Source organism: Myxococcales bacterium, from assembly GCA_016712525.1.
Taxonomy (GTDB): Bacteria; Myxococcota_A; Polyangia; order Polyangiales; family Polyangiaceae; genus JAAFHV01.
Map to the genome: position 1 here is coordinate 104,733 of JADJQX010000001.1, position 12,206 is coordinate 116,938.

Sequence of the window (12,206 nt, forward strand, 5' to 3'; positions counted from 1 at the left end):
CGGCGCGCGCGGATCGCGTTAACCTCGCGCCATGTTCGCGCCCCATCGCTCCCTCTGGGCCGTGCCCGTCCTCGCGACCTCGTTCGTCCTCGCCCCGCGGCTCGCGCACGCCGCCGATCGTTCGGTCGACGTCGCGCCGGGCGTCACGCTCACGTTCGCCGAGGTGCCCGCGGGCGCGTTCCGGCAAGGCTCGCCGGCGAGCGAGGTGGGCCGCGAGCCCGACGAGGTCGAGCGCGACGTCACGCTCACGTCGGCCTACTTCATCGGCAAGACGCCCGTCACGGTGAAGGCGTTCCGCGCCTTCGTCACCGAGACGAAGTACCGCACCGAGGCCGAACAAGGCAGCTCCGGCGGCTTCGGGTGGGACGGGAAGGCCCTCGTCCAGAAGCCCGAGTTCTCGTGGAAAAGCCCTGGTTTCCCCCAGACCGACGACCACCCCGTCGTCATCGTCACGCTCGAGGACGCGAAGAGCTTCGCGCGGTGGGCTTCTCAGAAGACCGGCGAGTCCATTCGCCTGCCGAGCGAGGCCGAGTGGGAGCGCGCGGCGCGGGGCACCGAGACCACGTTCTCGACGTCGTGGGGTGAGGCGCACGGCTTCCCCAAGGGCGCGGGGGTGGGCACGCACAAGGTCGACGAGAAGCCCGCGAACGGCCTCGGGCTCTTCGCGATCGTGGGCAACGTGAACGAGTGGACGCTCGACTTCTACGCGCCGCGCACGAAGGACGACGCCATCGATCCCCGCGTCGAGACCGCGCAAGGCAGCCCGCCGCGCATGGTGCTGAAGGGCGGCTCGTGGAACCGCGACCCACGCCGCGCGCGCCCCGCGTCGCGGTACGCGTCGAGCCCGGGGAGCCGCATGGCCGACAACGGCTTTCGCCTCGTGCTCACCAAAGAGGCCCCCAAGCTGAAGCCCGGCGTGGGCCTCACGCCCGAGCCGCCGCTCACGCTGAAGGAGCCGAAGGGCCCCGCGACGGGCGAATCGCCGAGCGAAGCCACACCGAGCGACTCGGGAGGTGGCGCGGGCTGGCTCGCCATTTTGCTCGTCCCCGTGGGGCTCGGCGCCGGGCTCGCGGCGTACTTCGCGGCGACCAAGAAAGAAGGCGCGGCGGGCGCGGCGGGCTCCGTGCCGGGTGTGCCGGGCAACGTGTCGGTCGAGGCGCGCGCCGACGGCTTCGTGGTGCGGTCGTCCCTCGGCGCGGGCAGCCGCGTGCGCTACGAGGCGTTCGTGTCGGGCACCAAGGTGTCGGACGTGGTCGTCGTCGACGGGCCCGAGACGTTCGTCTTCACGGGCGGGCCGCCCACGGCCATTCGCATCCTCGAGGTCACCCCCGTGCAGGGTGGTTACCGCGACGTCCGCGCGGCTGGGGGCTCGGGCGGCTCGAGGGGCTCGGGTGGGTCCGGGGCGCGTGTCGTGCCCGTCGTGCATCACCATCACCACCACGAGAGCACGAGCCGACGCGACGACGACGATCCTCCGCGCCCGTTCCTCGGCTCGCCCAGCGCCTACTGACGCGTGCAGGTTCCCCGTATCGTGCTCTTCGGGGCGGGGCGCGCGCACCTCGTCCTCCGCACACGCCGCGCGCTCGCGAGGCTCGGGCTCTCGGCCACGCACGCCGCGCACGACGACGAGGCGCTCCTCGGAGACGGCCCCGTGTGGCTCCTCCGTGAGGGGGCCGTGCCCGGGTCCAGCGTGGCGCGTCTGCCCACGAGCGCCACGGGGCTCCCGGTGGTCGCGCTCGGGCGAGCCATGGCGCTCCCCGGGGCCGAGGAGCCCGCGTCGCTCGAGGGTGCGGCCTCCGTCGCGCGGCTCGACGAGGGCGCCGTGTGGAGCGTCTACGTCGAGCGCCCGGGTGCGCTCTTCACGGGCCGGGCAGATGGACCGGCGCGCGCCGTCGCCGAGGCCGTGCGCGACGGCCGCGTCCGGGCGTTCGTGCACCCTGCATGCAACGTGGGCGTCGATCCGAGGCTGCGTGTGCTCGAGCTCGTCACCACGCTCCATCGCGGGGGCGCCGAGCGCCTCGTGCTCGACCTGCACACACGCCTCCCGAGGCTCGGCGCGACGAGCCTGCTCGCGACCACGTCGCGCCCCGTGCGCACCGAGTTTCTCGCGCCCGAGGGCACACTGAGCCTCCACGGCGAGCGGCTCGACGAGGCCGCGGCGCGCCTCTCTCCCGACGTGGTGCACGCGCACCTCTTGGACGAAGGGCGCCTCGCCGCCTTGGCCCGCGCCTCCGTGCCGCTCGTGGTTCACCTGCATAATGCACGCGAAGGGTGGCCCCCGGGCACAGAGCTCTCGGGGGCGGCGCTCGCTCTTGCCTGCGCCGACGCGGTGGGCGCCGAGGCGCGTGCGCTCCCCTTCCCTTCGCGTGTGGTGTGGAACGGCATCGCGCCCGGAGCGGCACGAGAGGGAGCCCGCGAGGCGCTCCGGCGCGAACGAGGCGCCCAACCGGGAGACGTGGTGCTGCTCGCGCTCGCCAACGTGCGCCCGCAGAAAGACCTGCCCCACCTCGTCGCGGTGCTCGAGGCGCTCGTCGCCCGTGGCGCGCCCGCGTGGCTCTGGATGGTCGGCGAGCCCGTGTCGGCCAACGAGGCCTCGCAGGCCGAAGAGGCTCGCCTCGTGGCCCGCATTCACGAGAGCCCCGCGAAGGATCGTGTGCTCCGGCTCGGCGCATCGAAGCGCCCCGAGGACGAGCTCGCCGCGGCCGACGTGCTGGCGTCGGCGTCGCTCCACGAGGGCCTCTCGCTCGCGCACCTCGAGGCGCTCGCGGCGGGGCTCCCTTTGGTCGCGCGCGAGGTGTCGGGGCTCGCCGAGGTGGCGCGCGTGCACCCCGGACGCGTCACGTCCGTCGAACAGGGTGCACGGCCCGAGGCCTTCGCCGAGAGCGTCCACGCGGCCCTCGGAGCTCCCCGCGAGCCGAAGCTCGCCCCCGACTTCCACGCCGACACGGCGGCCCGGCGAACGCTCCCGTTGCTCGCGCGGGCGGCAGGGCTCGCGCCGCGGCCCGCGAAGGTGCGTGTGGTCTTCGTCACGAACAACCTGGTCACCGGAGGCGCGCAGTCGAGCCTGCGGAGGCTCGCCGCCCACCTGGCCGAGCGCGGCCTCGACGTGGGGTGCGTGCTCGTCGAAGAGCAGGCCGCGTACCCTTCACGCGGGGCCCGAGACCTCGCTACGCGCGGGGTATCCGTGCACCATGCACCATGTGCGCGTGAGGTCGACGTGGAGGAGAGCGCGCTCGGCGTCGTGCGCTACGCGACCGACACGGGGGCCTCGCACGTGGTCCTCTGGAATGTCATCCCGGAGATCAAGGTGCTTTCGGCGCACGCCCTCTTCGGCGCCAAGGTTCTCGACGTGTCGCCCGGGGAGATGTTCTTCGCGTCGCTCGATCGCTATTTCGGAAGGCCCCGGCCCGGCCTCCCCCCGCGGGACGCCCGCGCGTACGGCGCGCTGCTCGAGGGCGTGATCGTGAAGTTCGAGGCCGAGCGCGCCCGGGCCGAGAGCACCCTCGGCGCGCGCGTCCACGTGGTGCCGAACGGCGTGCCCCTACCGGCCGAGGTCCACGTGCCACGCGAGGCCCCGGCGCGCCTCGTGCTCGGGACGGCCGCGCGCATCTCTCCGCAGAAGCGCCTCGAGGAGCTCGTCGACGCGTTCCGTCTCGTGAACCAGGCCTACCCCGACGCGGAGCTCCGCATCGCCGGAGGGCCCGACGCGGGCTGCGAGGCCTACCGCGAGGAGCTCGCCGCCCGCTGCGAGGGGCTCCCCGTAACGTTCGTGGGAGAGCTCGCGGACGTGGGCCCGTTCCTCGCGGAGCTCGACGTGTTTGCGGCCGTCTCGGAGCCCGAGGGCTGCCCCAATGCGACGCTCGAAGCCATGGCCGCGGGGCTCCCCGTGGTGGCGACGCGCGCGGGGGCGGCGGGGGAGCAGATCGTGGACGGGGAGAGTGGGGTTTTGGTGCCACGCGCGGATCCCGGAGCGTTCGCCGAGGCCTTGCTCACGGTCGCGCGCGATAGGGCACTACGGGTGTCGCTCGGCCGCGGAGCCCGGAGGCGCATCGAGGAGCGGTTCTCGATGGAGGGGATGGCCGAGGGTTATCTGGCGGCGTGGGGGCTCGGGGGACGTGGGTGATCGAGCCATGGTGCGCGTGGAGCCCGCGGGGCGCCTTGAATGGCGCGCGTGCCGTCGGGATGCCTGGTAGCCTGGAGAGGCGATGATCACCCAGCTCAGGGCTCACAACTACCCCTTGCCGAGCCGCTCGTGGCGATCGCGTTACTGCATCACCCCCCATGATTCGCAGACGCCGCCAAACGGCCGCATGGCCGCACCAACCTGGCGCTGAGTCGATGTTACGCCCTCGTAGGTAACCGGGCCGACGATTTGAAACTGAACGTATCCGGTGCCGTGCTCATCCGGCGGATAGAGGTCGATGTGCCCGTAGCGGGAACGGAGCAACTCGAGCGCCGCGGCGGCGGGAGGCCACACTTCGAAATCCACGTTGTAGTCCACGGACCAGTCTCGAGAGAAGTCGAAGCCGGCATTTACCAATCGGCGAAAGACGTCGCCATCCGCATCATTCGGCCATAGTGCAGCGTTCTTTCCCATGACGTCTCCGTTGCGCGTTCAGCTGTGGCGGGCCGAATGGCCTCGAGACTCGTCCTCGCTCACGCTCCAGTCGGCCTCGTCCGGAGCCCTTCGGCGGGAGGCCGCGTCCGCGATCGACGCGCGCCGAGCGACACACACCGAGCGAGCTCTCATCGCACGTGCTCCTCGCGAAGCTCGTTCAGCAGCATGAAAACCAGCAGGTGATCGAAGGGCGCCCGGTACACCGCCTCTGCCCGAAGTAGATCCGCGGCGATTTGCGTGACCTCCCACCCGTCGACTTCTTCACCGTTCCAGTGGCCGCTCTCGAGCTTCTTGATCCCACGGACTTCACCAAAGACACGCAGAGGGGCAACGGCTGCACGCTCCGCGTCGCTGTAGCCGTCGTTCGCCCACGCCCACATCCACGAGCTCGTGCGCGTCGAGAACGAACCCGTGATGGTGACGTTGGCGACGACAGCCATCCCCGGCCGTTCGTCGAAGAAGCGGATCGTCCTGGCCTCGTCATCGTAGTGCCAGCGCTTGCTCGTGGCGAACTTCGGCCAAGCCTTTTTCGAAGCTTCCTGTCGGGCCTTGCACCGCTCGCACGCCGCGCAGGCGAGCTCGGCATAGGCGGCCTCGCCAACCTGCAGCTGTCCCGGCACGAGCGGCGCCGGCACGTAGCCGTTGCGGACGCGTGCGGTGTCGTAGCACCCGGCGCAGAGCAGGCTAATCTCCGGTTCGTTGGAGGCGTTCCACTCGCCGTACCGTTGGAAGGCGGCCTCGCATCGATCGCACCACGCGTCCGGCCATGGGTCTCCCGCGTCTTCCGCGGACGCATGAAACCCACAGCCGACGCCGAACCTCAGGTGACGGCAGACGAACGTCGCGGGCGTTTCGCCGTGCAGCGAACATTGGACTCGTTTCTCGGGGTCGCTCATCTTACCTCGATCGGCCCCGCCAAGACATTCCCTCGGACCGGCTCGTCCGAGGGTGAGCGCCGAGTTGCTTCGAGTGCGCCGACGGGCTGCGGAACCAGCACCGGAGGCCGGCACGGTGCTCCTACCCTCCCTTGCCTCCGTGATGCCTTCGTCATCGCACCCTCGCCGAAAACCGCGGCGCCCTCGCAGCACGTCCGCCGCCCTCAAAACGACACGACGCTTCTCGCGGTGTCAATACTTTGCGTCGCGCGCTCGAATTTCCCCGAGCCCCCGACGGGCGCCAGCGTCGGGGGGCGCGGGAGCCCATCGAGGTCCCCTCCACGTGGTCGCCTCGCGAGGTCATGATCACGCGCTTCTCCTCTTGAGTGGCACGCGAGGGCCGTGCCGCCGAATTCGTCCGACTTGATCGGATGCCGATTCGGCACTCCCGGACAGCGGAGATCAGCCGGGTTGAGCTCGCAGTGGGCGAACCATGCTCGAGCGTCGTCGGGGGTGATTCTTGTGAGTGGTCGTGCGCGCGCAAACTTCTCGCAGTCGCGGCCTTCCTCCCGCCTGGGCATCGGCTTGACTTCACGGAGCGCAGGGAGGAGCATCCCGGCGTGACTTTCATTCTTACGTGGGAGCGCGAGCGGTATGTCGAGCCCGAGGAGCTACTCGCCGCCTGCGAGGCGGCGTGGCGATCGCTGGGAATCCCGTTGGTGGCGATCACGGGCGAGGATGGCGTCGAGGAAGCGGACCTCGGCGAGGGCGATCCCCACCTCTCGCGTGTCGTTCTCCGGTCCGAAGAGGAAGGCGACGACTCCCTCGACATTCACGTCGTAGGGCCAGCTCCCATCGAGGCTTCGTTGTCCTTTTCGGGCTTCGGCCTCGGGCTGTACGAATCCACGGTCAGAACGGAATGGGTGCCCGCGTATCTTTTCGTCCTGCAAGTCGTCGTAAACCTCGGAATGACCCTAGAACACGACGACGACGACTCCGACTACCTGCCCGAATCTCAGTCGTGGTGGCTCGCGTGCCTCGAAGACCAGGTCGGAGAAGGTGCCATTGTCGAGATCTCGGGAGAGGCCGGTCTCGTGGGCCCACTGGAGATCGTCGCTCGACGGGACACCGAAGGCCCACGCGTCCAAGTGCGCGGCGCCGGCACGGACCTCTCCATGCGCCTGGCCGGGTCCGCAGCGAAGCTCGACGACGCTGACATTCTTCGGCTAGTCGAATCCGCCAACGACGAAACGTTCTCCTCGATCGTGGCCTGTGAGCGCGCCAGATGCCTTGCCAGGACGGCCCCCGCGCCCGCCCCACGATACGGTGGGTGTACCGTGTTCCGGGCGTGGGTCGACGGCGTCCCCGGCCCTGAACGGGTGGTCGCTTTGTCGGAGGCCATTGGGCCCATCGAAGCTTCGGCGGAAGCCAATCCCGAAGATGTCGTGTTCGACCTCGTGCACTACCTGCCAAACGGCCAGCCCATGCTGCGGCGCGCCGAGCTGGGCATGCCCGTGGATCGCCTCGTTGGGGAGTCGTGGCTGCTGCCGACGTGGTCCTGGAACCCGACGACCGACGAAGTCGCGCGTGCGTTCGCGGGGATGACGCGGAATGCGCTCGAGGGATGGTCGCGGAAGCTCCCCGATGCTCCCCGGGCAACGGACACGAACGGGCTCACCCTTTCGCGCTGGCTGGACGCCGTTGGACGTATCACGGGTCGCGGGGGCCTTACCGCGAGTGCTCTCATCGAGGCGGACCAAGCCGGCTCGGGGCTACTGCCCATGGCACTCGATCCGAGTACGCCCGTGGGCCTCGAGACCACGTCGGCGTTCTGGGCGGCCATCGAAGCGGCTGCGACCGGGGGGCATGGCCATTGGCCGAAATGGGAGGGGCTGCTCGCCAGCGGCGAGTGGGAAGACGACTCCACGGACATGTTCATCGACGAGCTGGTGGGGATGCTCGGCTTACCCGAGGCTCCCCGGCCGAGCTCACCAGCGCGAGGCGAGGCCTACGTCGCGACGCTAAACTCCGCCGCGGAAGCGCTCGGAAGGGAGGAGCGCCTCTACGCCGTGCCGAATGATACTGGGCTAGCGTTGGTCGTGAAGTTGCACCCGCGCGTCTTCGAGCAGCTCCGGGATTCGGGCTTGATCGATGCGCTCTTGCCTTCGGGGCCGGGTGTCGCTCCAGCCGGCGTGTGGGAGCGCCTCCGATCGCTGTGGCCAAACCAGCGTTCTTGACCGCATTCGGGGCTCCACCGCTGGTGCGGCCAGCCATCGCGGGTTCATCCCTTCTTCGCACGAAAGAAGGATGACACCGACGTCGCGCACCTACCACGAGTCCTTCCGCTCCGCATACCTAGCGGATGGCGTCGTCCGGCTCGTCGAAGCGCCCTTCAGCCTCGCGACAGTCGACGGTCGTGATGGGAGCGTCCCCATCCACCGGAACGCGGCGGCGTCGGCGATCTGAGCGCCGTGCACCACCACGGACCCCGAGGCAGTTCGTAGGGTCGACGTCGGCGACTCCTGTTGCCGGCGTCGCCACTGGGGGCCGATGCCCCCGACACGTTCACTTCGTACCACCTTCGACCCGGTTTTCGGCGTCTTCCGCGAAAACGCCGTCGCACCCGTCGATTTCACGCAACGTCCCGCCCGACCCCGCCGACTTCGACGGCGAAAGGCAGGTACGAAGGAAATGAAGAAGCGCACACGCTCTCTCGGTCTCGTGGGTGTTGGCCTCATGGTGGCTGCGTGCTCGGGAGGTGACGGGGAACCGGCACCGCTCCCGACGATGGCCGAGAACGGGGCGGATCTAGCAAGGAAGTTGGATTCGCTCACCGGAGCTACCTGGTGGATGGAGCCAGGCGTCGCAGGGAACGCGGCGCTCTACTATGCTCGTGGAGAGGGTAGGCCAGTGCTCCCAAACGCGCAGCGCTCCCCCACGGACATCATCGCCTTGCTCACGCCCTTCGCCAGCGACCTCGGCCTCGGCTCCGACCCGTCCCACGAGCTAGACGAGCCGGAGACGCTCCTCGACGCGAGCGACGAGGATGTCGGAACGTACCGCTTCAGGCAGCACCTCCCTGGCACGAGCATCCCGGTTTTCGACGCCGCACTGGTCGCTGCCGTCACGAAAGAAGGCTCGCTCGAATACCTGTCCACCGGTCACGCCCGCAACCTTGGGACGGTCGGGGCACATCCGACTCTAGACGGAGATGATGCCGCAAACCGCGCCCTCAAGACGCTCGGCTCCACGGCGCGCCAAGTCTCTGCGCCCACTCTCGGGGTCCTGGCGGTCGACCCCGCGAAACCTCGCCTCTCGTACCGATTCTCCGCTGAGGTTGACGATGCGCTCGTTCAGGTTACGTGCGACGCCCACACCGGGGACGTTCTTTCCGCGCGCCATCAGGGGGCAGCCGCAACGGCGTTCGCCGCGGCGCACTACTTCGACACCAATGACATTCGCCAAGACCGGTCCTCTATGCTGAGCGTGGACCTGACCCCCCAGGGCGAGCTCTCGACCACTGGAGCCACCGGCCCCATTCGAATCTACAACGAGGACGGGAAGCTGGCAGTCTGCTCTCGGCCCTCCGGGACCAGCGGACAGCCGGAAGCTCCGTACGAATGTGACGTCAATGTGCGTCAAGGAAGCGCCAAAGGCGTCGCCGCCGACGTGCAAGCTCACTTGCAGTTCGCGTCCGTTTACTTCGCGAACCAGCTCCAGGCGCGAAAATGGGCTGCCGGCGGCGCCGTCGAGGCCTTCGTCAACGCGAGGACCGTCGACGGCCGAAGGATGCAGGGAGACGGCCGATACGTCCCACCAAGCAACCCTCGCGACACCGGAAAGTTGTTCTTCGGTATCGGTCGAACCTTCGAAGACGCCGACCCCAAAGGCCACGCTGGGAACAAGACGTACGAAACCTATCCGACTGGAAGCAGCTTCGAGTTCGTCGCCCATGAATATGCGCACGGCGTCATCGACGCCGTTGGCCCCCTGAGCTATGTAGGCGAAGCGGGCGCGCTGAACGAAGGCCTAGCGGACATCTTCGCCGCGCATGCGACCGCGCTGTTGCGGAGCAACGACATCGGCCTCCACACCTTCGGAGAGGACGTGCGTTGGGACGGGAGGCCGTTGCGAGACTTCCGTCGACCCGGAAATGGCACCGACGTCGGAGGCACGATCGATTACGCCGCACGACGCCCGACCATCCCAAGCAACGCCAATCGACCCGAGTGCCAAGGTGCGCAGACACCGGAATCGTGCGCTACCACCTGCTCGTTCGACGCTGAGGGGAATACCCGTAGCAAGAACGACTGTGGCAACATACACTACAATTCGACCATCGTCACAAACGCCTGGTCACTGCTGGCCATCGGCGGCTTCAACCAAGCGACGAAGAAGGGGGTTCTCGCCGAGGTGGGGTTATCGAGAGCAACGCGCCTCTTCTACGCAGCCCTTCTCGGTGCACCAGTAAACGACACCATGAAGCTCTTCGCGAGCAGAATGATCTCGCATCAGGTCAAGACCACGCTTGCGAATCCCTTCAAGACCGATCTCGAACCACTATGGGTCAAGAAGGCCGTTGTCTGCGCCTGGAACGCTACGAACGTCATCCCGGACGGTGAGGTCATTCAGCACGCTGTTGGCCTGAGCTGTCCGAAGGCCGGAGAGCTTACTCGAACCTGCAAGGGCAAGGCCGACGGGTACTATTGCAACCCCGACGTCAACTACCCATACGACAGCTACCAGTGCAAAGGCGGCGCCATCGCGGGTGGCCACCAATGCGCAAGCGGGTCGTTCTGCCATCGACTTACGCTGAATCCCGAATCGTCGGCCGTCCTCGACGCTCAAAACAAGCCGCGATGCTTCATCGAGCCCATGGTCTCCGACTTCTGAGCTCCTCGAGCCCCTCATGCCCTCCCTCGCCTTTCTCGAACACGCCGGCCACCTCTTCTACGCCTCGATCGCGGTGGCGTTTCTGCTCGCCTTCGTCCGGCGGGTGCCCGCGAAACCGAGACATGGCGGGGTGGCTCGGCGCTTCGTCGGGCCGGTCGTGTACGTCGGCGCGGTGACGCTCGTCGGGTTCCTCGCGTCGCTCGCGCCGTCGTCATGGGGGCCGGCCATGGCGATGGCCCTCGTCTCGCCCCTTGGCCGTTCCAGGGCCAGCGCGAAGCTCGCCGCGAGGCTCCGTGAAGAAGAGAAGACGGAGGAGCGCGTGACGGCGTTGGTGGCCGCCGACCTCGCGAAGGGGGACTGCCGTGCCGCGGCGATCGATGCGTATCGGTACCGCGCTCGCGCGAGCTTCTCTCGCATCGACGACGTGTGCGGCCCGAGCCCCGAGATCGCTCGGTCGCTCTTCGAAGAGGGGCGAATGGAAGACGCAGCGCGAGCCTTCGAACGAGCCCGGCACGTTCACCCCGATACCCGATTGGAGATCGACGAGCTCACGGCCTATGTGCTCACGGGGCGCGGGGCGGTGGGTGCGGCCGCCCTCCGGAAGATGCGTCTCCGCCCGGAGGACACTATCGACGCGGGGTGCCTCGCTACCGCGATCGAGGCCCATGCAGGCTCGGAGGTCGAAGGGGCGTTGGCGGCCCTGGGCGACGGGTGCCCGGTCCTTCGGCTCGATCTCACGCCCGTGAAGAAGGCCCCCTCCGCGGTCTCGCCGAACCAGGAGGCCGCGCGGTGTGCACTTAGGCCGGTCCCGAAGTGTCAAGGGCCCGGCCCGTACGCACGCGACCACCTCGACCCGCTCCCGTTCGTTCCTCCGGGCGAGCAGGTGTCGTCGCGTGCAGACTGGCTCGCCCAGCGCGACGATACCGAAGGAGCTCTCGCGCTCGTAGAGCACGAGCTTCGTGGTTTGGGCTCCGCGACCCCCCTCTACGCTCCGGAGATCCGCGCCGCCCACGAGGCGCTCGTCGCGCGGCTGCGCGGGGAGTCTCCGAGCCATGTTCGGGTTCGTGCAGATTGCACGGAAGAGCTCCGCGTCCCCGTGGGTCATCCCCTCTTCGCTCAGGTGGAAGCCGACCGAAACGCCTACGACGTTGCGCGTGACGAGGCCGACCGCGAGAGGCTCTCGGCTCGCGACAGCGCCCTCGACTGGGGGTATAGGATCGCGGTGCTCGCGCTCGACGGCAAGCGAGCCGAGAGCTACTTCACCGCGAGCTCTCAGGCCAAGCGAGCTCCCGAGCCCGGGGTGTTTCGGACGATCCCCGACGTGACGCGCGCGACGCTCCTGCAGCGCTTCTCCCCCGAGGCCGCCGCGCGCGCCCTCGAGCGAGCCGATGCCCAGGTCCGCGAGGCCGCCGTTGCCGGTTCGGGCTCGCGCCTCGCTCGTAGGCTCCACGAGCTCGGGGAGTCCGGCTGGGGCACGCTCGATGTCGTCGGTGTGACCCTCCCGGAGGGGCGGTCGTCGTTGGTGACGTTCTCGAGGTACGAGGCGCGTCTCGATTGCCGCCGCCGGGTGGCCCGAGACTGGGATATGGCTCCCCACTGTACGGCGCTCGCGCTCGTCCGGGCGCTCGGGGCGCGCCATCGCGTGGCTCGCGCCGTAGGGGATGCCGACACCGTACGCGACTCCGGAGAAGCGCTGGACCGACTCCTCTCTCATGGCGGTGGCAAGTGGCTGACGAACCAGCCCCAGGCGATCGTGCTCGCGCACGCGGATCGTTTCCTCGCCGAGGCGCGGGAGCCCTAATTCACGCGACGCTCCGGCT

The 12,206-nt window shown here is 68.9% G+C and carries 7 protein-coding genes; 5 read left to right on the plus strand and 2 right to left on the minus strand.

The features are described from left to right. Positions 1 to 31 precede the first annotated feature (31 nt). Positions 32 to 1,510: an SUMF1/EgtB/PvdO family nonheme iron enzyme gene (locus IPK71_00445; GenBank protein MBK8212189.1), complete on the plus strand. Its 1,479-nt coding sequence runs from the start codon at positions 32 to 34 to the stop codon at positions 1,508 to 1,510. Between the two features lie 3 nt (positions 1,511 to 1,513). Beyond that, positions 1,514 to 4,123 (plus strand): glycosyltransferase family 4 protein, encoded by a 2,610-nt coding sequence (locus IPK71_00450; protein MBK8212190.1) that lies wholly within the window; start codon positions 1,514 to 1,516, stop codon positions 4,121 to 4,123. 141 nt (positions 4,124 to 4,264) lie between these two features. On the opposite strand, the gene IPK71_00455 is transcribed toward IPK71_00450, so the two are convergent. Beyond that, a complete protein-coding gene (locus tag IPK71_00455; GenBank protein MBK8212191.1) occupies positions 4,265 to 4,597 on the minus strand; it encodes a ribonuclease E inhibitor RraB in 333 nt (110 codons plus the stop codon). Between the two features lie 149 nt (positions 4,598 to 4,746). Then, positions 4,747 to 5,514 carry a hypothetical protein gene (locus IPK71_00460; protein ID MBK8212192.1) on the minus strand — a complete coding sequence of 256 codons (768 nt, stop codon included), beginning with the start codon at positions 5,512 to 5,514 and terminating at the stop codon, positions 4,747 to 4,749. A gap of 599 nt (positions 5,515 to 6,113) precedes the next feature. Between IPK71_00460 and IPK71_00465 the strand changes: the two genes are divergently transcribed. The 3 genes from IPK71_00465 (at position 6,114) to IPK71_00475 (ending at position 12,187) form a co-directional block, all read left to right on the plus strand. Next, positions 6,114 to 7,730, plus strand: a complete 1,617-nt coding sequence (locus tag IPK71_00465; protein ID MBK8212193.1) for a hypothetical protein — start codon at positions 6,114 to 6,116, stop codon at positions 7,728 to 7,730. Positions 7,731 to 8,184: 454 nt separating this feature from the next. After that, on the plus strand, positions 8,185 to 10,386 hold the full coding sequence (locus IPK71_00470) for a M4 family metallopeptidase (protein MBK8212194.1): 2,202 nt from the start codon (positions 8,185 to 8,187) through the stop codon (positions 10,384 to 10,386). Positions 10,387 to 10,516: 130 nt separating this feature from the next. Beyond that, the gene (locus IPK71_00475; GenBank protein MBK8212195.1) at positions 10,517 to 12,187 is read left to right on the plus strand and encodes a hypothetical protein; all 1,671 of its coding nucleotides are present in this window, start codon (positions 10,517 to 10,519) and stop codon (positions 12,185 to 12,187) included. Positions 12,188 to 12,206 lie beyond the last annotated feature (19 nt).